Genomic DNA, 21,446 nt, shown 5'->3' with positions numbered 1-21,446 from the left:
CCGTGAGCCGTTTGCAAGACGATGACCGGCCGATCCTGCATTCCGACCAGGGATGGCACTACCAGATGCCGGCCTGGCAGCGCATGCTTCAGAAACGTCACATCAATCAGAGCATGTCACGCAAGGGCAACTGTCTCGACAATGCTGCCATCGAAAGCTTCTTTGCCATTCTCAAATCCGAGTTCTTCCACCCCAACGACTTTGACAGCGTCAAGAGCCTGCAAGATGGGGTGGCAGACTACATCAACTACTATAATCATCAGCGTATCAAACTGAAACTCAAAGGGCTGAGCCCTGTACAATACAGGACCCAGCCCCTAAATCTCCCCAGCCTTTAGACCTTCCAACTTTTGGGGGTCAGTTCACGAACCGGGGCTTTCTCAGTCCAAAAGAAGGACGATCAGCGCGTCAGGCGCTTATGGGCCTGGCTGCCAGGGTTGAGGGCATCAGGGCCGAGACGACGGACCTTGTCTTCTTCATAATCCTCGAAGTTGCCTTCGAACCATTCGACATGGCCTTCGCCTTCGAAGGCGAGAATGTGCGTAGCCAGACGGTCGAGGAACATGCGGTCGTGACTGATGATGATGGCGCAGCCGGCGAAGTTCTCCAGCGCGTTTTCCAGCGCGCCCAGCGTTTCCGTGTCGAGGTCGTTGGTCGGTTCGTCGAGCAGCAGAACGTTGCCGCCGGCTTTCAGCATCTTGGCGAGGTGAACGCGGTTGCGCTGACCGCCGGAGAGATTGCCGACCTTCTGCTGCTGATCGCCGCCCTTGAAGTTGAAGGCGCCGCAATAGGCACGGGAGTTCATGTCGAACTTGCCGAGCTTGATGATTTCCGCGCCGCCGGAGATTTCCTCCCAGACCGTCTTGTCGCCGGCCAGGGCGTCGCGGCTCTGGTCGACGTAACCGAGATGCACGGTCTCACCGATGCGGATCGAACCGCTGTCAGGCTTTTCCTGGCCGGTGATCATCTTGAACAGCGTCGTCTTGCCGGCGCCGTTCGGGCCGATGACGCCGACGATACCGCCCGGCGGCAGTTTGATCGACAGGTCGTTGATCAGCGTGCGGCCCTCGAAGCCCTTGGTGATGCCCTCCATCTCGATGACCACCTGACCGAGGCGCTCGCTGACCGGGATGATGATCTGCGCGTCGCCGGGACGCTGCTTCTCGGCGGCATCCACCAGCTGCTCGTAAGACTTGATACGCGCCTTGGACTTGGCCTGACGCGCCTTCGGGCTGGACGCGATCCATTCCCGTTCGCGGCTGATGGCCTTCTGGCGCGAGGCCTCCTCGCGACCTTCCTGCTCCATGCGCTTGGCCTTCGCCTGCAGATAGGCCGAATAATTGCCCTCGTAAGGAATGCCGCGGCCGCGGTCGAGTTCGAGGATCCAGCCGGTGACATTGTCGAGGAAGTAGCGATCGTGGGTGATCATCATCACGGCGCCCGGATAGTCGCGCAGATGCTTTTCGAGCCAAGCGATGGTTTCGGCGTCGAGATGGTTGGTCGGTTCGTCGAGCAACAGCAGATCCGGCTGCGAAAGCAGCAGGCGGCAGAGCGCAATGCGGCGGCGCTCGCCGCCGGACAGGCTGGTGACCTCGGCGTCGCGCGGCGGGCAGCGCAGGGCTTCCATCGCCATCTCGACCTGGCTTTCCAGATCCCAGAGGTTCTGGCTGTCGATGATGTCCTGAAGCTTGGCGCCCTCTTCCGCGGTCTCGTCGGAATAGTTCATCATCAATTCATTGTAGCGATCGAGGATCGCCGTCTTCGGGGCAACGCCCTCCATGACGTTTTCGAACACTGTCTTGTTCGGGTCGAGATGCGGTTCCTGCTCGAGATAGCCGACCGTGGCACCCTCGGCCAGCCAGGCTTCGCCGGTATACTCCTTGTCCTGGCCGGCAATGATGCGCAGCACAGTGGATTTACCGGCGCCGTTCGGCCCGAGGATGCCGATCTTGGCGTCCGGGTAGAAGGAAAGGTGGATGTTCTCCAGGATCTTCTTGTTGCCATAGGCCTTGTTGAGGCCGGACATATGATAGATGAATTGACGTGCCATGCTGCGCTGCTCCGGGCGGGAAACTTCGTTTCGTGCCGCTATGTAGGCGAAACAGCGCCTGTGGGCAACGCCGAAACCCGGTTTAGGCAGGATTCCGGTCAGAAGCCCGCTGCATCGACGACACCTTCATCGCAGCCGAAAGAGGTTTTTCCCGCCCCCTGGATCAGATCGCCGAGAGCGCCGCTTTTCGCCGACGCCGTTCCCGCATCCTGGGACAGGCCGATCGTCAGCTCGCTGATCATCCTGACATTGCCGGCCCGCCGGCAGCTCATCTTGACGCGGTCGCCCGCACCTGGCCCGAAGCTCTTGTCGAAAGCCGCCTTGATCGCATCGGACTTGACCGTCTTGCCGATATTGGCGGCGAAGAGGTCACGCACGGCCGATGCGTTGAGAGCACCCACGAGATGGAGGCCGACGCCGAAATAATCTTCCGCGCTCATTTTCGTGCAGGTGCCATGCTTTGTCCATTCGTGCCGTTCAAGGCCGGACTGCGTGCCGGGCATCGCCTTTGCCAGCGCCGCCTGCGTCTCGGCCGAAAGCGTCACTTCCGGCAATGCAGCCCATTTACCATCCTTGTCGGCAGCCTTCTGGTCGTCGCTGACGCCGCAATAATCCTGCCGCATCGGCCAGAGGCCGTGCAGCGAGAAATTCGTTGCGTCGTGGCGCTCGCCGGTCTGGCTTGCGCATTCGGCCTTCTTCTGGTTCGTCTGACAGAAGGCGGGTTGCCAGCTCGCCGCAAGAATGAAACGGGTGCGTCCGTCGGCCTCCTGCGCCATGGCGGCGCCGGCAAGGGCTATCGATACGGCGAACGTCAAGGTACGCAACTGCATGCTGCTCATTTTCAACCCCCATATAAGAACAATGCACGAACAGATAAGCACAAAGAGTAAACATCAGCAACCCTGAATCGCAACGTTCCCGTATTTTGTTATCGATTGCTTCTAACGCTTTAAAGTCACACAAAGGACGTTCCATCACTTTGAGTTGAAGCATGAATCCTCAAATCGATTTCGCATTAAGAAATTATGCGGTAGCGATCTGCTCTGCTGCGGCTGGGAGGATCCGAATGTTTTCTGAAACGCAATGGCTCTCCGTGCCGGGAGCATCGCTGGCCTATCACCATGCCGAGGCGACCGGCCCCGCCTGCGGCATTCTGTTGATATCGCATGGGCTGGCTGAGCACTCGAAGCGGTATTGCCGCTTTGCCGAGGCGATGGCGGCGCGCGGCTATCATGTCTACGCCCACGATCACCGTGGCCATGGCGAGACGACAGCGCCCGATGCCCCGATCGGCCGCTTCGCGCGGCGCAACGGCGTCGAGCGGGTGATCGGCGACATCATCGCCATGCGCGCTCACGCGGTCTCGCGCCATCCGGGCCTGAAAGTCATCCTCTTCGGTCATTCGATGGGCGGTCTCATTGCGCTCAATGCCGGCGTCACCGCCCCGGCCGACTTCGACGCGGTCGCCGTCTGGAATTCCAATTTCGCCGTCAGCCTTACCGGCCGCGCCGCCCAGGCGATCCTCATCGCCGAACGCATGCTGAAAGGCTCGGACGTGCCGAGCGGCCTCCTGCCGAAACTCACTTTCGCCGCCTGGGGCCGGTCCATTGCCAACCGCCGCACGGAATTCGACTGGCTTTCGCAGAAGCCTGACGAAGTCGACAAATATGTCGCCGACCCTCTTTGCGGCTTCGACGCCTCGATTTCACTCTGGCTCGATGTCTTCGAACTAACCTTTCGCGCACCGCAAAAGATGCATCTCGACCGGCTGCGGCGCGACCTGCCGATCCATCTGGTCGGCGGCGGAGAAGATCCGGCGACCGAGCGAGGAAAAGCCGTGATCTGGTTGTCAAACCATTTGAAACGCCAGGGCTTCTCCCGTATCAGCACTGAGATATATCAGGACATTCGGCACGAAACGCTGAATGACACCGGCGCAGAGGCGGCCATTGCCGCCTTCGCGGACTGGTGTGACGGCGCGGTCGGCAAAAGCTGAACGGCCAAAATCCCGGATGACGAGAATCCCACCATGAACAGCACCTCCGCCCGGCCCGTTTCATCCCCCTCCGACGTGACGATGGGGCTTGCGCTCATGTTTCTTTCGGTGATGTTCTCGCCGCTCATCGACATCTTCGCCAAGCTCGCCGTCGTCACCGTGCCCTCCGCCGAGGTCACCGCCGGCCGCTTCGTGGTGCAGGCTCTCTGCATGCTGCCGATCGTCATATGGCGGCGCAGCTTTGACGATTTCTCCTGGCGCCAGAGCCTGTTCCATGCCATCCGCGGTCTGATCATCACCATTTCGATGATTTGCTTCGTCACCACGCTGAAATATATGGCGGTCGCCGACGCAATCGCGATCTTCTTCGTCGAGCCGATCATCGTGACGATCCTCGGCGGCATTTTCCTGAAGGAAACGATCGGCTGGCGGCGCTATACCGCTTGCGGCGTCGGCTTCTTCGGGGCGATGCTGATCATCCAGCCGAGTTTCAACGAAGTCGGCTACATCGCGCTCCTGCCCGTCCTCACCGCGCTCTGCATCGCCATTTTCGTGCTGATGACGCGCGTCCTGTCGCACAAGGAAGATCCCTGGGCAATGCAGTTTCAGATGGGCATCTGGGGCCTGATCTTCTGCGCCGTCCTGCTTTTTGCCGGCGATGGCAGCGGCTCCGATATCTTCGATCCCGTCATGCCCGTAGGCAACGCCTGGTTCTATGTCGCCGGCGTCGGCGCCATGGCCGCGATAGCGGGCATCTTCGGCGTCTACGCCTATCGCGCCGCACCGGCTTCGACGCTGGCGCCACTGCAATATTTCGAGATCGTCTCGGCCACGATCTTTGCCTGGCTTGTTTTCGGCGACTTTCCGGATGCGATCAAATGGCTCGGCATCATGATCATCATCGCCTCCGGCATCTACATCCTCTGGCGCGAGCGCCGCTTTGCTTCCAAACCCGTATCCGATACATCTGAGGTGACGCTGGCGCCGTAGATTGCCTGGGAAGACCATGACCGAGAGCCTGACGAAAAAACCGCCGCTTGCCGGTATCCGGGTGATCGAGCTCGCCCGCGTGCTCGCCGGTCCCTGGGCCGGACAGATGCTCGCCGATCTCGGCGCCGATGTCATCAAGGTCGAAAATCCCGATGGCGGCGACGATACGCGCCAATGGGGCCCGCCCTTTGTCGAAGGTGCCGACGGCGAAAATCTCTCGGCCGCCTATTACCATGCCGCCAATCGCGGCAAACGCTCCATCGCCGCCGACCTGAAAAGCCCGGAAGGCCAGGATCTCGTCCGCCGGCTGGTCTCCACTGCTGACGTAGTGATCGAGAACTTCAAGGTCGGCGGACTCGTCAAATACGGGCTCGATTACGACAGCCTGCGCAAACTAAACCCGAAGCTCGTTTATTGCTCGATCACCGGCTTCGGCCAGACCGGCCCCTATGCCAATCTGGCCGGCTACGATTACATCGTCCAGGGCATGTCCGGCTTCATGTCGATCACAGGCGAGCCGGACGGCCAGCCGATGAAGGCAGGCGTGGCGATCGCCGATATCTTCACCGGCATCTATGCCGTCTCGGCGATCGAGGCGGCCCTGATCCATGCGTTGAAAACAGGCGAAGGCCAGCTGGTCGACATGGCGCTGCTCGATGTGCAATCGGCCGTGCTCGCCAATCAGAACATGAACTACCTCGTCTCCGGCGCTGCACCGACCCGGCTCGGCAACGCCCATCCGAATATCTCGCCCTATGAGGTCGTGCCGGCGGCCGATGGCTACCTCATTCTTGCCGTCGGCAATGACGGCCAGTTCGCTCGCCTCTGCGGCATCCTCGGCCTTGAGGCGATTGCCGGCGACGAACGTTTCGCCACCAACAGGGCCCGGGTCGGCAATCGGGCCGAACTGCGCCGGCTCGTTTCGACCGAGACGCTGAAATGGCAGAAAGCGGATCTGTTGAAGGCCTGTGAGGAGAACGGGGTTCCTGCCGGCGCGATCAATACGATCGAGGAAATGTTCGCCGATTCGCAGGTGCGCGCCCGCGGTCTGCGCGTCGACCTTGCGGATGCCGCGGGCACACTCATCCCGGGGGTCAGGACGCCGGTGGTGCTGTCCGAGACGCCGCTGCATTACGTCAGGCCGAGCCCGCGCCTCGACGAACACAGAGAAGAAATTCTGGCGGAGCTCGCCGAGCGCGAGAGGGAGGCATCGTCATGAAGAGGACCGGTGGAGAACTGATCGTCGAGGCGCTGAAAGCCAATGGCGTCAAACGCCTTTCCTGCGTGCCCGGCGAGAGCTTTCTTGCGGTCCTCGATGCCCTGCGCGATAGCGATATCGACGTCCTCGTCTGCCGTCAGGAGGGCGGAGCGGCGATGATGGCGGATTGCTGGGGCAGGCTGACCGGCGAACCCGGCATCTGCATGGTCACCCGCGGCCCCGGCGCCACCAACGCTTCAGCCGGCCTGCATATATCAAGACAGGACTCGATCCCGATGATCCTCTTCATCGGTCAGGTGCAGCGCGAAGCCCGCGAGCGCGAGGCCTTCCAGGAGGTCGAATTCCGCCGCGCCTTCACTGAATTCGCCAAATGGGTGGGCGAGATCGACGATGCCGCCCGGATTCCCGAATTCGTCACCCGCGCCTTTGCGATCGCCACCTCCGGCCGCCCCGGCCCCGTGGTGCTGACGCTGCCGGAGGATATGCTGCGCGACGAAGTCGAGGCGCCCGGCGCCAAGCGTCACACGAGCGTCGAGGCGCATCCCGGCCGCAGCCAGATCGACGATCTCTATAGAAGACTGCTGAAGGCCGAGCGGCCGATGGTGATCCTCGGCGGCACGCGCTGGGATGAAGATGCCGTCGCCGATTTTGCAGGATTTGCCGAGCGTTTTCAGCTTTCCGTCGGCTGCTCCTTCCGCAGGCAGATGCTGTTCGATCATCTCCATCCCTGTTACGCCGGCGATGTCGGCATCGGCATCAATCCTGTCCTCGCCAAGGAGATAAAGGAAAGCGACCTGCTGATCCTTCTTGGCGGCCGGATGTCGGAAATGCCGTCCTCGTCCTATACGCTGATCGATATCCCCTACCCCCAGCAATCGCTGGTGCACGTCTATCCCGATCCTTCCGAACTGGGACGCGTCTACCGCCCGGATCTCGCCATCTGCGCCGCTCCTGCCGATTTCGTCGCCGCACTCGCCGATCTCGAAGCGCCGGCCGAGCCGCACTGGGCGGAGCGCACTGAGCGCATGCACCAGGCCTATCTTTCCTGGTCGAAACCGCCGGCAACTGGTCCGGGCGCCGTCCATATGGGCCCGGTCATGGAATGGCTGGAAGCCAATACCAGGCCGGACACGATCTTCACCAACGGCGCGGGCAACTACGCCACCTGGCTGCACCGCTTCCATCGTTTCCGCCGTTTCAACACCCAGGCCGCCCCCACCTCCGGCTCGATGGGCTACGGCCTGCCGGCGGCGGTGGCCGCCAAACGGCTCTTTCCCGAGCGCGAGGTCATCTGCTTTGCCGGCGACGGCTGCTTCATGATGCACGGCCAGGAATTCGCCACTGCCATCCGCTACGGCCTGCCGATCACCGCGATCGTCGTCAACAATGGCATGTACGGCACGATCCGCATGCATCAGGAGCGCGAATATCCCGGCCGCGTCAGCAGCACCGATCTCACCAATCCCGATTTCGCCGCCCTTGCCCGCGCCTATGGCGGCCATGGCGAGACGGTGGAGCGGACGGAGGAATTCGCCGCTGCCTTCGAGCGGGCGCGCCGCAGCGGCAAGCCGGCAATTATCGAAGTCAAACTCGATCCTGAGGCAATTACGCCGACACGGACGCTGTCGGAAATCGCGCAAACAAAAAGCCGGTAGGTTTCCCCACCGGCTTTCTAAGACAGAACGACCGATACGTCAGTCGATCGCGGCCGTAACGATGAACTCGACCTTGTATTTCGGCGCTGCGAGCTTGGCTTCGCTGGTGGCGCGGGCCGGCGGATTGGCCGGATCGATCCAGGCTTCCCAGGCGGCGTTCATCTCGGCGAAATATGCGATGTCGGAGAGATAGACGAGGGTCTGGAGGATCTTCGACTTGTTGCTGCCTGATGCGGCCAGCAGGCGATCGACCTCGGCAAGTGCGGACTTGCACTGATCGGTGACGCTTTCGCCCTCGCCGACCTGGCCTGCGAGATAGATCGTGTTGCCGTGAATGACGGCGCCGCTCATGCGTGCGCCGACGTCGATACGCTTAATGCTCATCATAGTCTCCTGAGTGAATGGAAAGTGATGGCGCTGCCGTGCAGCGCCGAAAAATCGGCAGCCGGAACGGGCCTAGCTGCGGATATGGTGGGTCTTCTGATAGATCGCCGTCGAGCGGGCGCCTGAGCGGCAATAGCCGAGCATCGGCCGCGGGAATTCGTCGAGTGCATCGACCATGCCCTGCACCGCCTCCTCGGTCACGCCCATCGGCCCGACAGGCACATGGGTGATCTCGAGGCCGAGTTCTCTCGCGCGCGCCTCGATGACCGAGAACGAGGTCTGATCGGGGCTCTCATGGTCTGGACGGTGGCAGACAATCGATTTGAACCCCAGCGCCTTGATCTCGTCGAGGTCCTCGAGCGTAATCTGGCCCGAGACCGAATATTCATCGTCGATCTGGCGAATATCCATCGTCCTGTCTCCTCATTAAATCGTGGGCTGAAGGTCTACGACGGAGGCCGGCGAGCGTCAACAAAACTTCACTCAGAGGAAGGCAAAGCTCAGCACGTAGCTGCGGCTTTCACCTGGTGCCAGCATATTGAATTCGCCGGCCGCCTCGAGCTCGTCACGCGTGACCCAGCGATGCGACACCGGCTCGATGCCGATAATATGGGCCGGCGCCTTCTGGTTCCGCCAGACCTGCAGATAGGGCAGCGTGTCGGCGTGAAAGCGCACGTGGAGCGTCCTGCCGCCGATCGCCGCAATCGGTCCGAGGCGGACTTCCGCTAGGCCGTCTTCCGTTGCCGGCGCCGGCACACAGAAGATGCCGCCCGGCTCCTCGCCGAACGCCCAGGGGAAACCGCCATTCTCCAGCATCCGGCCTTCGAGCCGCGTGCCCTCGTCCAGCCATTTGCCGCCGGTGTTCATGTGATACATGAGGAAGGTCGGCACCGTCCGATCGCTGGTATTGACGACCCGGTCCTCGAGCCGAACCTCGCCGGTCGCCCCATCGATCCGCCATAGCCGCTCGATGCGCTGCGACAGTCCCTCGACGGTTACAATGTCGATATCAGCGCGACATTCGGCATTGCCGTTCTCATACCTCGTCCACAGCACCTTGGCCGCATGGCCGGAGGCCGATCCGTGCAACGGATAGACCTTGCCGCCCGCCCGCCCGGCGATCGGCTGGCGGTGACGGATATGGTCCGGCCCGCAGGTAAAGAGGAAGCCTTCGAGGGAGTGATCGATTCGCGGATCGCCATCATCGGGAATGGCCCGCTTCGGGGCGATGTCGACGCCCTCGACGATGCATCCTGCGATGTCCAGCACCGATGTTTCATCGAGCATCAGGCGCGGCCCGCTTGCGGCGGCAAATTCGATCATCGCAGTCTCCCAGGGATTTATCGGCCGGCGTAGCGTTAGGTTTTGAGTCCTCTTTCGTCAATCGGGCGCTTTTCGCCCCTTGTGTTTTTGCCGCAACCATGGATTTTGCGGAACTGACGCAGAGACGCAAACGTTTATGAGTAAAAGGAAATCTTAGGGATTTTCATATTTTGTTCAGCACGGTTTCATAAATTCCACACTAGCGTCAAAATTCGCGGGTGTGTGTCGGCCCAGTCACTGTTCGAGGTGTGAGACGTGAATCGCTTTTTGAAGTCGGCATTTTCGCTTGCGGCCGTGCTGGCAGCCCTTGCGGCTGCGGCACCGCAGGCAGGCGCGCAGCAGTTTCGTGACCGCCGGCAGAGCGACGTCGTCCTGGTCACGCCGACCGGCGAAATCCTCGACTATGTCCCGCGCGGCTATATCTACGCCCGCGACCGCAGCGGCAATCGCGTGCTGATCGACGCCTACGGCAATGTCGTCGCCACCGAGATGCGCGCCCGCGGCTATTACCCGCCGCGACCCGGCCCGCGCGGCGCCGATGCCGACCAGAACGGCAACGATCCCTATTATGCCGACGATAATTCCTATGGCGATCCGCGTTATGCTGAACGCGGCGCCGTCACCGGCGGCATTCCGCGCGACGCAGCGATCGAACGCCAACCGCTCGGTGAGGAGCCCTATCCCGATGACAACAGCATCGGCAATCCGCAGTCGGGCGACGATTACGCCTCGATCGATCCCGATCAGCAGATCCCGCCCGCCGATGCGCCGACGGCCGCGCCTGACGAGCCTGTCATCACGCTGAAGAACAAGTCGAAGCCCGAGATCGTCGCGCTGCAGGTCTTCCTCGACCGCGCCGGCATCTCTCCCGGCGTCATCGACGGCCATATGGGCTCGAACGTCACCAAGGGGATCTATGCTTACGACCAGATGACCGGGTCAAAGCTCGACCCCAACGACACTGATGCCATTCTCGAAGAGCTGCGCATGAACGGCGGCCTGCCCGTCGTCAGCTATACGATCACGCCCGCCGATGCCGCCGGCCCCTTCGTTGCAGCGATCCCGGAAGACTATTCGCATAAGGCGCTTCTGCCGTCGCTGGCCTATACCTCGATCACGGAAATGCTGGCCGAGCGCTTCCACATGGATGAGGCTTTCCTCAAGGAAATGAACCCCGGCGCCGATTTCAGCGTCCCCGGCACGGTGATCAAGGTCGTCAATCCCGGCGAAACGAAATCCGGTGAGGTGGCCCGCATCATCGCCGACAAGGCCCGCAAACAGGTCTTCGCCTATGACGGCGCCGGCAATCTGCTTGCCGCCTACCCGGCCTCGATCGGCTCCACTGACACGCCCTCCCCCTCGGGCACCGTGACGGTCGAGCGCGTCGCATTCAATCCCGGCTACACCTACAATCCGAAGATCAATTTCCAGCAGGGTGCCAACGATAAGATCCTCAACATTCCGCCCGGCCCGAACGGCCCCGTCGGCACGGTCTGGATGGCGCTCTCCAAGCCGACCTACGGCATCCACGGCACGCCGGAGCCCTCGAAAATCGGCCGCACCCAGAGCCACGGCTGCATCCGCCTGACCAACTGGGACGCGACTGAGCTTGCCAAAATGGTCAAGCCGGGCGTGACGGTCGAATTCGTCGACTGAACCACAGCGCAGCAATATGAAAGGCCGCCGGATCGCTCCGGCGGCCTTTTTCGTTTCATCGCAGGGGATAAAGCATGTCGCGCAAAAGTGTGCAGCGGTTTTGCGTCAACGACATGCGTAAACAAAGAACTAAAGCGCAAGGAGCGAATCTGAAAGATCGCGACGCGCTTTAGTCAGGCGGCCGTCGCCATGCGGACCGAAGCCGGCAGCCGGACCGGCAGTTTGCGCATCATTTCCTCGGCAAAACAGGTTGCGTTCTCACGCGCCTTGTCGAGATTGCTGACGCGCGAGGGGTCGATCGTGTGCAGCGTGCCGCCACAATCGAAGATGTCGCGGAAGGCCGAACGTTCGATGATCGCGGTGTCGAGCACCGGCACATGCCGCTCGCTGAGCAGCGACTTGACGAGTTGCAGCGCCCGGGTCGTCACCATCGAATTGACGCGGGTCAGCACCACGGAATGGCCGATCTTGATTCCCGCCTTCTCGTCCAGATATTGCAGCAGCTCAAGCACCTGCGCGCCGCCACGCGCATCCATCGCACAGCCCTGGATCGGAATCAGCACATGGTCGGAAAGGCCGACCGCAGTGGCAAGCAGTGGGTTGCGCGCACCCGGCAGGTCGACGATGAAATAGTCGGTATTATGCTTGTTCTCGCTGATATGCTGCGGCAGCGAAGCGGTGGTCACGAAATCGATCACGGAAACATTGGGCACGTAACCTGAAATTTCGTGCCAGCGCGAAATCCAGTGCTGCGGATCGGCGTCGAGAATGGTGACGCGGTAACCCTTGCGGGCAAGCTCGGTCGCGAGCAGGAGAACAGCGGTGGTCTTGCCGGCGCCGCCCTTGGTATTTGCGAATGTGATGACAGGCATATTCAGTCCTCGGAAGGAAATGGTGCGAGCCGAAATCGCTCTTTTACGCACCATCGGAGCATCGTGCGGTTAATCCATCCTTTCTAATCATGGTTAACAAATTCCAAACACGCGCGGCGAAATTGCAGCCTGTATTTTTCACATCCCTAAAATTCAGGGTGCCCGTAAGAACGAAAAACCCGGAGAACCAGGGTTCTCCGGGCCAATCTGCGGTCAGCTCCGCTGATCTCAGAAGCAATCCTTAAACAGCGCCTTGGTATTTTCGAGCGTCATGGCAACCGGGTTGCCGCCGGCACTCGGATCTTCGATCGCCATGGCCGACAATTCCTCGATGCGGTCGGAGGCGATTCCCATTGCCGTCAGCGTTTCCGGCACGCCGAGATCGGAGCGAAGCTTCAGCACATAGTCGTAGAAGCCGTCGAAACCGCCCGATATGCCGAGATAGGCGGCGGCCCGGCCGATCTTCTCTTCGATTGCAGCACGGTTGAAGCGCAGCACCGCCGGCATCACCACCGCATTGGTCATGCCGTGATGGGTGTTGTAAACGGCGCCGATCGGGTGCGACAGCGCATGGATGGCGCCGAGCCCCTTTTGGAAGGCGACCGCGCCCATGGCGGCGGCGGCCATCATGTTGGCGCGGGCTTCGAGATCAGTGCCTTCCCGATAGGCGCGCGGGAGGAATTCCTTGACGAGCCGCATGCCCTCCAGCGCGATGCCAGCCGACATCGGGTGATAGAAGGGCGAGGAATAGGCCTCCAGGCAATGCGCGAAAGCATCCATGCCGGTGCCGGCTGTGATGATCTTAGGCATGCCGACCGTCAGTTCCGGATCGGAGATCACAACGCCGGGCAGGAATTTCGGGTGGAAGATGATCTTCTTCACATGCGTTTCGGAATTGGTGATGACGCTGGCGCGCCCCACTTCCGAGCCGGTACCGGCCGTCGTCGGCACCGCGACGATCGGGGCAATGCCCTCGAGGCTCGCACGCGTCCACCAATCGCCGACGTCCTCGAAATCCCAGACGGGGCGCGTCTGGCCGACCATGAAGGCGACGCACTTGCCGAGATCGAGGCCTGATCCGCCACCGAAGGCGACGACGCCGTCGTGGCCGCCGTCACGGAAGGCCTTGATGCCGGCATCGAGGTTCTTCTCGTTCGGGTTCGGATCGACATCGGCGAAGATCGCCCGGCCGAGGCCCGCTTCTTCGAGGACATCGAGCGCGTTCTTGGTGATCGCCATCGAAGCAAGGCCGCGATCGGTGATCAGCAGCGGCTTCCTCATGCCGAGGCTCTTGCAGGCGTCGGCCAGTTCGCTGATGCGGCCCCGGCCAAGCTTGACAGACGTGGGATAGCTCCAGTTTGCGGTGATGTTGCTGCTCATGCTGTGACCTTCTTGAGATGATAGGATTTCGGACGCGTCAGATTCTGAAAGCCGATGATCGACAGCGAGCCGCCGCGGCCGGTCTCCTTGACGCCGGTCCAGCAGAGCGCCGGATCGAGATAGTCCGCGCGGTTCATGAAAACGGTGCCGGTTTCGATCTCGCGGCCGACCCGCGCTGCCCGTTCGGCATCGCTCGTCCAGAGCGAGGCCGTCAGCCCGTACTGGCTGTCGTTCATCAGGGCAAGCGCTTCCGCGTCGCTCTTCACCTTCATGATGCCGACCGCCGGACCGAAGGTCTCTTCGCGCATGAAGGCCATGGAGTGGTCGACATCAACGAGGATCTGCGGTGCGAGATAGGCGCCGCCGTCATCCCTTGGGAAGAGCTTCGGGTCGACCAGCGCCTTGGCGCCCTTGGAAACCGCATCGGCGATCTGCTCGCGCACCACCTTGGCGAAGCGCTTGTTCGCCATCGGCCCGAGGGAAGTCTCGGGATCGAGCGGATTGCCGAGCTTGTAGTTCGACACCCAGGCGACCGACTTTTCGACAAAGGCGTCATAGAGCGACTCGTGCACATAGATGCGCTCGATGCCGCAGCAGCACTGGCCGGAATTATAGGTGGCGCCGTCCATCAGCGTATCGACGGCGGCCTCGAGATCGGCGTCGTCCATGACGTAACCCGGATCCTTGCCGCCGAGTTCAAGGCCGAGGCCGGTGAAGGTGCCGGCAGCTGCCCGCTCCATCGAACGCCCGCCTTCGACCGATCCGGTGAAGTTGACGAAATTGAAGCTGCCGGCGGCAATCAGCGCCGAGGTCGTCTCGTGATCAAGGAAGACGTTCTGGAACACATCCTCCGGCACACCGGCTTCAACGAAGGCCTGCACCAGCCGCTCGCCGACCAGCAGCGTCTGCGAGGCATGTTTCAGCACCACCGTATTGCCGGCCATCAGCGCCGGCGCGATCGTGTTGATCGCCGTCATATAAGGGTAGTTCCAGGGCGCAACGACGAAGACGACGCCATGTGGCTCGCGCTCGATGCGCCGCTCGAAACGGTCGCTCTCCTCGACGACGAGGGGTGCCAGCGCATCGGCCGCGATTGAGGCGACATAGTTGGAGCGCTCGTTGAAGCCCTTATATTCGCCGCCGTACTTGACCGGCCGGCCCATCTGCCAGGCAAGTTCCGGCACCACGACATCGGACATCTCGTTCAGCCGCGCGGCGCCCTTAAGCACGAGCTGCACGCGCTCTTCGAGCGGCCGTTTCGCCCAAGCCTTTTGCGCCTTGCGGGCGCGCGCCACCACATCCTTGGCAGCATCGAGCGAAAGCGCCGGACGCTCCGCGTAAACCGATCCGTCGACCGGTGAAATACATTGGATCATTGCCATGATCGATTTCCATCCTCGTATTGATCAAAAATTCCGTCGAGGCCCATAGCCCCTCATCCGCCTGCCGGCACCTTCTCCCCGTAAACGGGGCGAAGGGGGGATAACCGCAACCTCTCCGTCCCTCGCCAACATCTCGCAGGGCACGTCCCCTCTCCCCGCAAGCGGGGAGAGGGTTAGGGTGAGGGGCAAGCCCGCAAAATGCCTATTAAGCTCTTTCGAACCCGCGCGCCACTTCCCAATCGGTGATGCGGCGGTCGTATTCTTCCTGCTCCCATTCGGCAGCGCGGGTGTAGTGGTCGATCACCTCATCGCCAAACGCCTTGCGCAGCATTGCCGATTCCGTCATCGCGGTCGCCGCCGCGCGCAGGGTGCGCGGGATTTCGCGGATATCCTTGCCGCCATAGGCGTCGCCGACGAACGGCGCTTCGAGTTCCAGCTTGTTTTCGATCCCGTCGATGCCGGCGGCAAGCAGCGCGGCGAAGGCGAGATAGGGGTTGAGATCGGAGCCGCCGACGCGGCACTCGATGCGGATACCCTTGGTCTCCTCGCCGCAGAGGCGGTAGCCGGCGGTGCGGTTGTCCTTGCTCCAGATCGCCTTGGTCGGCGCAAAGGTGCCGGCCATGAAGCGCTTGTAGGAATTGATGTACGGCGCCAGGAAATAGGTGATCTCGCTCGCATGGGCGAGAAGCCCGGCAACGTAATTATGCATCAGCGGCGACATGCCGTATTTGCCGGTATGGTCGAAGAACAGCGGCTTTTCCTCCAGGCTCCAGAGCGACTGGTGGATGTGCGAGGAACTGCCGGCAGCATTGTAATTCCACTTGGCAAGGAAGGTGATGGCCTTGCCTTTCGACCAGGCGATCTCCTTGCAACCATTCTTGATGATTGCATGCCGGTCGGCCATGGCGAGCGCGTCGGCATAGCGCACGTTGATCTCCTCCTGGCCGGCCGAAGCCTCGCCCTTGGAATTCTCGACCGGAATGCCCGCACCCTGCAGCCCGGTGCGGATCGCCCGCATCACCTCTTCCTCCTTGGTGGTCTGGAAGATGTGATAGTCCTCGTTATAGGCGCTGGCGAGTTTGAGGTTGCGGTAGCCTGCCGCATGTGCCGCCTCATAGCTCTGGTCGAACAGGAAGAATTCGAGTTCGGACGCCATATACGCCTTCATGCCCATGTCTTCGAGGCGCTTCACCTGCTTTTTCAGGATCGCCCGCGGCGAATGGGCGACCTCCTCATGCGTGTGATGGTCGAGCACGTCGCAGAGCACGAGCGCCGTGCCCTCAAGCCAGGGAATGCGGCGCAGCGTCGCGAGATCCGGCTTCATCGTATAGTCGCCGTAACCCTTTTCCCAGCTCGTCGCCTTGTAGCCGGAGACGGTCTCCATCTCCATGTCCGTGGCAATCAGGTAGTTGCAGCTGTGCGTCTCCTTCCAGGCGCTCTCGACAAAATATTCGGCTTGGAAGCGCTTGCCCATCAGCCTTCCCTGCATGTCCACCTGGCAGGCCAGAACCGTATCGATGCGGCCTTCGGCAACATCCTTCCTGAGATCGTCGATTGTGTAGCTGCTGCTCATGATTGATCCGCCTGAAATTGGAATTGAGAAAATCGAGGCAACGAAAGCGCATGCGCCTCGGCCGAATCGTGGGCCTGATGCCTTTTCGTTGAGCCGGTGAGCGGGGCCGCAGGAGCGGCCCCGCCATTCGAGAGGGAAGTGTCGACGCTTAGTTTTCGCCGCTTTCGCCGACAGCCGCTTCGGCCGCCGCGATCTCGGCTTGCCGCTTTGCCACTTCAGCACCGATCGGCGGCCCCTTGAAGCGACGGCTTTCGAAGCCGAACCAGACGATCGCCGTGACGACGAGGAAACCGACGGTGATATAGAGCGCCCACTCGTTCGGCGGCTGGATGCCGAGAACGAAGATCAGGATCATCGCGATGACGCTGAGCACTGCAAAAAGCTTGAACATGCCTTCGCCGAGATTCCACGGCCCCATCTTGTCCCACTTCGCTGTCCCCCAGGCGAACAGGCCGAGCGTGATCGGGATCGCGAAGGAGAAGAACAGGAAGATAACCGTGCATGAGACAACGATTGTATAGACCGGCGTATCACCGATCGACACCAGCGAGGAACCCCAGACGAACAGGACCGACAAGATCGAACCGGTCCAGATCGCAGCGACCGGCGTGCGATACTGCGGGCTGACTTTCGACAGCGCCTTCGACGCAGGCAGGCCGCCGTCACGCGAGAAGGCGAAGATCATGCGGGAGACCGAAGTGACGGTCGCAAGGCCGCACAGCCACTGGCTGACCAGGATCGCGAGATAAAGGATATCGTTGACGAGGGGATTGACCTGGCTGTCCATCGCCCAGAAGAACACGTTCCAGCCCTGTTTTGCCGCATCGTCCATGTTCGGCAGCATCAGGACGAAGGCGCACAGCATGATATAGCCGAAAAGCGCCGACCACAGCACCGACGAAACCATGCCGCGCGGCACTGATTCTGCGGCTTTAACCGTCTCTTCCGAGGTATGGGCCGAGGCGTCATAACCGGTGATGGTGTAGATCGGCAGCAGCAGGCCGAGCAGGAAGACCCAGGCGCCCGAGGTGGACGGCCAGACATTACCGCCAACTTCGCCGGAGTAGTTGGCGAAGGTGAAAAGGCGGCCGATCTCGTAGGAGGGCGCCGCAATGAGGCAGACGGCCGCCAGAGCGATCGACGTTGCGAAGATGAGATAACCGGAAAAGTCGGTCAGCTTCGCGGTCAGTCCGATGCCCATGTGGTTCACGAGCGCTTGAGCGCCGGTAATGATCACAAGGAAGAGGATACGCACCGTCGTCGTGTCCGTCAGCCCGAGATAGCTGGTGCCGAACGAACCCATGAAGAAATAATAGGTGCCGACATTGATGGCGCCGAGCACGGTGACGAGGCCGAGCAGGTTGAACCAGGCGGTCAACCAACCGGTGAACCGGTTGCCGAGGATCGAGCCCCAGTGATAGAGCCCGCCGGCCGTCGGATAGGCCGAGCTGATCTGCGCCATGGCGATGGCGAAGACGAGCGAGATGAAGCAGCCGACCGGCCAGCCGATGCCAATCGCCGCTCCGCCGGCGCCCGAAGTCGCCTGCGCCAGCGAATTGATGCCGCCGGAGAGAATGCAAATGATGGAGAATGATACGGCGAAATTCGAGAATGAACTCATTCGCCGTTCGAGTTCCTGGGCATAGCCCATCGAATGCAGGATGTGCACATCCTGCTTCTTGTCCAGTTCGGTATAGTCCGACATGACTTCCCCCTGTTCACGACCGGCCGCGGAATTGCGGGCCGATCCAGTGCCAATTGCCCGCGGCATTTTCGCCATGCGGACGTCCGCAGTTAAACTGCTCCCTCGGGTCTTTTTTTATCAGGCGTCCAGGCTTTGCTGGAGCAGCCCTTTTAGATAGTCGGCCATGACCCCTTGGCCGACATCGTCTGCGATGAGGTCGTTGCGGACCTCGATCATTACATTGCGCAAGCCGTTCGAGAGCCCGTGCAGGATCAGCGTATGGGTTACGCCATCCTCGGGCCCGTAAGGCTGGTTGCGTTCCGTCCTGTAAAGCGGCGCCTCGGCGGCGGCGTCCAACATGCGGTCGGCAAGCCGGCTATCCTCATCATGCAATATGCCGAGTTCGACTGCACGCTCGCGGCCGTGATAGACCGGCGTGAAGCTGTGCATCGTCACGATGACGCTGTCTTGTCTCCTCGCCCGGCGATCGCGGATCAACCCGCGAATGGCGTCGTGAAAGGGCACGTAGAGCGCATCAGTGCGGGCAAGCCGTTCCTCGGCGCTCAAATCCTTGTTGCCGGGGATGGCGTAGATTTCGCTTGTTTCAGGCATGGCGCCGGGCGAACTCGGCGGCCGGTTGCAGTCGTAGATCAGCCTTGAAAAACGCTGGTAGACAAGCGTCGCATCGAGCGCTTCCGATATGCTGCGGGCGACCGCAAGAGCCCCGGGATCCCAGGCAATATGGCTTGAGAGCGCTTCGCTGGGCAGGCCAAGATCGCCGAATTGGATCGGAAGTGTGTTCGAAGCATGCTCGCAGACGAGAAGCACCGGGCTCCGGCCGCCGGCGCGCTCGATCCCGACGCAATCACCGTCGGCTTCACTGAGGATTTTCGGCCGGGCCAGCACCAAAGGCGCCACTCCTTAATAAATTCCTTATAAGAAAAGAATTCTTCAGGTTCCGGCGAGTGTCAAGCATCCTCTGAAAATTTCTTTTCATGACAGCAGTTGACATGGATTGTGACAGCGTTGTTAACTTCGATTGGGAAAATGGCGCCAGACCATCCCGGGGAGCAGATCAGGTGACAGTTGCGTCGAAGACGGTTTCGGACGTCATACACTCGCATTTCGGGGTGCTGACGCGCGCTGAAAAGCAACTGGCCGAAAGCCTTCTCGACAATTATCCGGTTTCCGGCCTCGGCAGCATCACCACCATCGCTGAGAATGCCGGCGTTTCGACGCCGACCGTGGTGCGCATGGTGCAGAAGCTCGGCTTCAAGGGCTATCCGGACTTTCAGGCGCATCTGCATCTGGAGGTCGAGGCGACGATATCGAACCCGATCGCCAAACATGACCGCTGGGCGCAGAACGCGCCGGGCACTCATATTCTCAATCGTTTCGCCGATGCCATTATGGGCAATCTGCGCCAAACGCTGAGCGATCTCGACACCGCGACCTTCGACAGCGTCGCCTCGCTGCTCTCCGACCGCAAGCGCGGCCTCTATTTCGTCGGCGGCCGCATCACCGGCGCGCTTGCCGAATATTTCTTCACCCATATGCAGGTCATTCGGCCGGCAACGACGCTGCTATCGGCGAATTCCAGCAGTTGGCCGCAATATGTCCTCAACATGAATGCCGGCGACATCCTGATCATCTTCGACATTCGCCGCTACGAGCAGGAAATGGTCAGCCTTGCCACCGCCGCCCGCAAGCGCGGCGCCGAAATTGTTGTCTTCACCGACCAATGGGGCTCACCGGCCGCCAAACTCGCCCGCCACGCCTTCCGCGTCCGGATCGAGGCACCGTCGGCCTGGGATTCCTCCGTCGTTACCCTGTTCATCGTCGAGGCGCTGATCGAAGCCGTCCAGAATTCGACCTGGGACGAGACAAAGGAACGCATGAAGACATTGGAGGGGCTGTTCGAGCAGACCAAACTCTTCCGCAAACCGGGTTAGGAGGACAAGACAAAGAGGGAGAAAAACAATGGCGGATTTTTGCGGAAATAGACCGCGCTGTCGCAAATGGAACATTTGTCACAAGCGCCTGCTATTCATGCAAAATCACCGTCACGCAGCCGTCACACAAGCTTCATGTAAGCTCATTAACAGCATCGCCAGACACTGAAAACCCGAAGGAGAACAACAGTGATCTCTAACATTTCTCGACTCCTGTCGCTTTCTACTGCGATGATCGTGGCTTCGACCGCGATTGCCGCTGCAGAACCGAGCGCAGAACTTATCGCTGCCGCCAAGAAAGAAGGCACGCTGACCACAATCGCTCTCCCGCACGACTGGTGCGGCTATGGCGACGTCATTGCCGGCTTCAAGGCCAAATATGGCCTCGAGGTCAACGAGCTGAACCCGGATGCCGGTTCGGGCGACGAAGTCGAAGCCATCAAGGCCAACAAGGGCAACACCGGCCCGCAGGCTCCTGATGTCATCGACGTCGGCCTCTCCTTCGGCCCGTCCGCCAAGAAAGACGGCCTGATCCAGCCTTACAAGGTCTCCACCTGGGATTCGATCCCGGATACGGCCAAGGATCCGGAAGGCTATTGGTACGGGGACTATTACGGCGTTCTTTCGTTCCTCGTGAACAAGGACCTCGTCAAGCAGTCGCCGGCCGACTGGGCCGATCTGAAGAAGAGCGACTACGCAAACACCGTTGCGCTCGCCGGCGATCCGCGCACCGCCAACCAGGCTGTCCAGGGCGTCTACGCCGCTGGTCTTTCCGCATCGGGCGGTGACGCAGCCAAGGCAGGCGAAGAAGGCCTGAAGTTCTTCGCCGAGCTGAACAAGGCCGGCAACTTCGTGCCGGTTGTCGGTAAGGCTGCTCCCTTCGCGCAGGGCTCGACGCCGATCATCGTCGCCTGGGACTACAACGCCTTGTCCTGGGGTCAGAGCCTCAAGGGCAATCCTCCGTTCGAGGTCATCGTGCCGAAGACGGGCGTCGTTGCTGGTGTCTACGTCCAGGCGATTTCCGCCTTCGCTCCGCATCCGAACGCTGCCAAGCTCTGGATGGAGTATCTTTACTCCGACGAAGGTCAGCTCGGCTGGCTGAAGGGCTACTGCCACCCGATCCGCTTCAATGATCTTGCCAAGAACAACAAGATCCCGAAGGATCTGCTCGACAAGCTGCCGCCGGCAGCAGCCTATGAAAAGGCTGTTTTCCCGACGCTCGAAGAGCAGGCTGCAGGCAAGGAAACCATCACCAAGAACTGGGATTCCGTCGTCGGCGCCAGCGTCAAGTAAATATTCGATCCTGCCTCCCCGCCTCAGGGCGGGGAGG

At 61.2% G+C, this 21,446-nt stretch carries 19 protein-coding genes; 8 read left to right on the top strand and 11 right to left on the bottom strand.

Annotation, left to right across the window (positions count from 1 at the left end; translation table 11 throughout):
- Positions 1 to 338: IS3 family transposase (locus EFD56_RS21830; RefSeq protein ID WP_164736853.1), on the top strand; the 338-nt coding region annotated here is incomplete at its 5' end.
- A gap of 62 nt (positions 339 to 400) precedes the next feature.
- Here EFD56_RS21830 and ettA read toward each other — a convergent pair.
- Positions 401 to 2,050, bottom strand: coding sequence for an energy-dependent translational throttle protein EttA (gene ettA, locus EFD56_RS21825; RefSeq protein ID WP_004668527.1), 1,650 nt, complete (start codon positions 2,048 to 2,050; stop codon positions 401 to 403).
- A 98-nt stretch (positions 2,051 to 2,148) separates the two neighbouring features.
- A complete protein-coding gene (locus EFD56_RS21820; RefSeq protein WP_012484524.1) occupies positions 2,149 to 2,889 on the bottom strand; it encodes a ribonuclease T2 family protein in 741 nt (246 codons plus the stop codon).
- Positions 2,890 to 3,116: 227 nt separating this feature from the next.
- On the opposite strand from EFD56_RS21820, the gene EFD56_RS21815 reads away from it, so the two are divergent.
- Genes EFD56_RS21815 through EFD56_RS21800 form a run of 4 tightly spaced genes read left to right on the top strand, consistent with a single transcriptional unit; the run spans position 3,117 to position 7,910 of the window.
- Positions 3,117 to 4,046: an alpha/beta fold hydrolase gene (locus EFD56_RS21815; RefSeq protein ID WP_085742903.1), complete on the top strand. Its 930-nt coding sequence runs from the start codon at positions 3,117 to 3,119 to the stop codon at positions 4,044 to 4,046.
- A gap of 33 nt (positions 4,047 to 4,079) precedes the next feature.
- On the top strand, positions 4,080 to 5,036 hold the full coding sequence (locus tag EFD56_RS21810) for a DMT family transporter (RefSeq protein ID WP_126906257.1): 957 nt from the start codon (positions 4,080 to 4,082) through the stop codon (positions 5,034 to 5,036).
- Between the two features lie 16 nt (positions 5,037 to 5,052).
- Positions 5,053 to 6,255 (top strand): succinate--glutarate CoA-transferase, encoded by a 1,203-nt coding sequence (caiB, locus tag EFD56_RS21805; protein ID WP_085742904.1) that lies wholly within the window; start codon positions 5,053 to 5,055, stop codon positions 6,253 to 6,255.
- Entirely contained in the window at positions 6,252 to 7,910 is a 1,659-nt protein-coding gene (locus tag EFD56_RS21800; RefSeq protein ID WP_085742905.1) for a thiamine pyrophosphate-binding protein, read from the top strand. The genes caiB and EFD56_RS21800 overlap by 4 nt, the downstream gene beginning before the upstream one ends.
- Positions 7,911 to 7,949: 39 nt before the next feature.
- On the opposite strand, the gene EFD56_RS21795 is transcribed toward EFD56_RS21800, so the two are convergent.
- From EFD56_RS21795 to EFD56_RS21785, 3 genes are all read right to left on the bottom strand, one after another.
- Positions 7,950 to 8,294: a RidA family protein gene (locus EFD56_RS21795; protein ID WP_004668514.1), complete on the bottom strand. Its 345-nt coding sequence runs from the start codon at positions 8,292 to 8,294 to the stop codon at positions 7,950 to 7,952.
- 72 nt (positions 8,295 to 8,366) lie between these two features.
- Entirely contained in the window at positions 8,367 to 8,705 is a 339-nt protein-coding gene (locus tag EFD56_RS21790; RefSeq protein ID WP_012484529.1) for a protein tyrosine phosphatase family protein, read from the bottom strand.
- Between the two features lie 72 nt (positions 8,706 to 8,777).
- Positions 8,778 to 9,617 carry a DUF4432 family protein gene (locus tag EFD56_RS21785; protein WP_126906256.1) on the bottom strand — a complete coding sequence of 280 codons (840 nt, stop codon included), beginning with the start codon at positions 9,615 to 9,617 and terminating at the stop codon, positions 8,778 to 8,780.
- Positions 9,618 to 9,872: 255 nt separating this feature from the next.
- On the opposite strand from EFD56_RS21785, the gene EFD56_RS21780 reads away from it, so the two are divergent.
- Positions 9,873 to 11,273, top strand: coding sequence for a L,D-transpeptidase (locus EFD56_RS21780; protein ID WP_037112843.1), 1,401 nt, complete (start codon positions 9,873 to 9,875; stop codon positions 11,271 to 11,273).
- Positions 11,274 to 11,446: 173 nt separating this feature from the next.
- Here the strand turns inward: EFD56_RS21780 and EFD56_RS21775 are convergent, their stop codons facing one another.
- The 6 genes from EFD56_RS21775 to EFD56_RS21750 form a co-directional block, all read right to left on the bottom strand.
- On the bottom strand, positions 11,447 to 12,145 hold the full coding sequence (locus tag EFD56_RS21775) for a ParA family protein (protein WP_004668509.1): 699 nt from the start codon (positions 12,143 to 12,145) through the stop codon (positions 11,447 to 11,449).
- Positions 12,146 to 12,373: 228 nt separating this feature from the next.
- Positions 12,374 to 13,525: an iron-containing alcohol dehydrogenase gene (locus EFD56_RS21770; protein WP_126906254.1), complete on the bottom strand. Its 1,152-nt coding sequence runs from the start codon at positions 13,523 to 13,525 to the stop codon at positions 12,374 to 12,376.
- A complete protein-coding gene (locus EFD56_RS21765; protein ID WP_085742909.1) occupies positions 13,522 to 14,907 on the bottom strand; it encodes an aldehyde dehydrogenase family protein in 1,386 nt (461 codons plus the stop codon). The genes EFD56_RS21770 and EFD56_RS21765 overlap by 4 nt, the downstream gene beginning before the upstream one ends.
- Before the next feature lie 205 nt (positions 14,908 to 15,112).
- Positions 15,113 to 16,480, bottom strand: a complete 1,368-nt coding sequence (locus tag EFD56_RS21760) for a glutamine synthetase family protein (protein ID WP_004668503.1) — start codon at positions 16,478 to 16,480, stop codon at positions 15,113 to 15,115.
- 148 nt (positions 16,481 to 16,628) lie between these two features.
- Positions 16,629 to 18,185: an amino acid permease gene (locus EFD56_RS21755; RefSeq protein ID WP_206513423.1), complete on the bottom strand. Its 1,557-nt coding sequence runs from the start codon at positions 18,183 to 18,185 to the stop codon at positions 16,629 to 16,631.
- Between the two features lie 117 nt (positions 18,186 to 18,302).
- Positions 18,303 to 19,073 carry an N-formylglutamate amidohydrolase gene (locus EFD56_RS21750; RefSeq protein WP_037140318.1) on the bottom strand — a complete coding sequence of 257 codons (771 nt, stop codon included), beginning with the start codon at positions 19,071 to 19,073 and terminating at the stop codon, positions 18,303 to 18,305.
- Between the two features lie 170 nt (positions 19,074 to 19,243).
- On the opposite strand from EFD56_RS21750, the gene EFD56_RS21745 reads away from it, so the two are divergent.
- Together EFD56_RS21745 and EFD56_RS21740 are read left to right on the top strand one after the other, a co-directional pair.
- The gene (locus tag EFD56_RS21745; RefSeq protein WP_037140320.1) at positions 19,244 to 20,116 is read left to right on the top strand and encodes a MurR/RpiR family transcriptional regulator; all 873 of its coding nucleotides are present in this window, start codon (positions 19,244 to 19,246) and stop codon (positions 20,114 to 20,116) included.
- Positions 20,117 to 20,305: 189 nt separating this feature from the next.
- On the top strand, positions 20,306 to 21,409 hold the full coding sequence (locus EFD56_RS21740; RefSeq protein WP_012484539.1) for an ABC transporter substrate-binding protein: 1,104 nt from the start codon (positions 20,306 to 20,308) through the stop codon (positions 21,407 to 21,409).
- Positions 21,410 to 21,446: the final 37 nt, after the last annotated feature.

This window comes from Rhizobium phaseoli (genome assembly GCF_003985125.1).
Lineage (GTDB): Bacteria > Pseudomonadota > Alphaproteobacteria > Rhizobiales > Rhizobiaceae > Rhizobium > Rhizobium phaseoli.
The sequence above is the reverse complement of the archived record's forward strand: the minus strand, read 5'-3'. Positions and strand labels throughout refer to the sequence as shown.

What these genes read in the sequence shown, in the direction of transcription:
- EFD56_RS21795 (WP_004668514.1), bottom strand. Translation starts at nt 8,294, where the DNA reads ATGAGCATTAAGCGTATCGACGTCGGCGCACGCATGAGCGGCGCCGTC.
- EFD56_RS21815 (WP_085742903.1), top strand. Translation starts at nt 3,117, where the DNA reads ATGTTTTCTGAAACGCAATGGCTCTCCGTGCCGGGAGCATCGCTGGCC.
- caiB (WP_085742904.1), top strand. Translation starts at nt 5,053, where the DNA reads ATGACCGAGAGCCTGACGAAAAAACCGCCGCTTGCCGGTATCCGGGTG.
- EFD56_RS21770 (WP_126906254.1), bottom strand. Translation starts at nt 13,525, where the DNA reads ATGAGCAGCAACATCACCGCAAACTGGAGCTATCCCACGTCTGTCAAG.
- EFD56_RS21790 (WP_012484529.1), bottom strand. Translation starts at nt 8,705, where the DNA reads ATGGATATTCGCCAGATCGACGATGAATATTCGGTCTCGGGCCAGATT.
- EFD56_RS21820 (WP_012484524.1), bottom strand. Translation starts at nt 2,889, where the DNA reads ATGAGCAGCATGCAGTTGCGTACCTTGACGTTCGCCGTATCGATAGCC.
- EFD56_RS21810 (WP_126906257.1), top strand. Translation starts at nt 4,080, where the DNA reads ATGAACAGCACCTCCGCCCGGCCCGTTTCATCCCCCTCCGACGTGACG.
- EFD56_RS21760 (WP_004668503.1), bottom strand. Translation starts at nt 16,480, where the DNA reads ATGAGCAGCAGCTACACAATCGACGATCTCAGGAAGGATGTTGCCGAA.
- EFD56_RS21785 (WP_126906256.1), bottom strand. Translation starts at nt 9,617, where the DNA reads ATGATCGAATTTGCCGCCGCAAGCGGGCCGCGCCTGATGCTCGATGAA.
- EFD56_RS21800 (WP_085742905.1), top strand. Translation starts at nt 6,252, where the DNA reads ATGAAGAGGACCGGTGGAGAACTGATCGTCGAGGCGCTGAAAGCCAAT.
- EFD56_RS21755 (WP_206513423.1), bottom strand. Translation starts at nt 18,185, where the DNA reads ATGTCGGACTATACCGAACTGGACAAGAAGCAGGATGTGCACATCCTG.
- EFD56_RS21765 (WP_085742909.1), bottom strand. Translation starts at nt 14,907, where the DNA reads ATGGCAATGATCCAATGTATTTCACCGGTCGACGGATCGGTTTACGCG.
- ettA (WP_004668527.1), bottom strand. Translation starts at nt 2,050, where the DNA reads ATGGCACGTCAATTCATCTATCATATGTCCGGCCTCAACAAGGCCTAT.
- EFD56_RS21775 (WP_004668509.1), bottom strand. Translation starts at nt 12,145, where the DNA reads ATGCCTGTCATCACATTCGCAAATACCAAGGGCGGCGCCGGCAAGACC.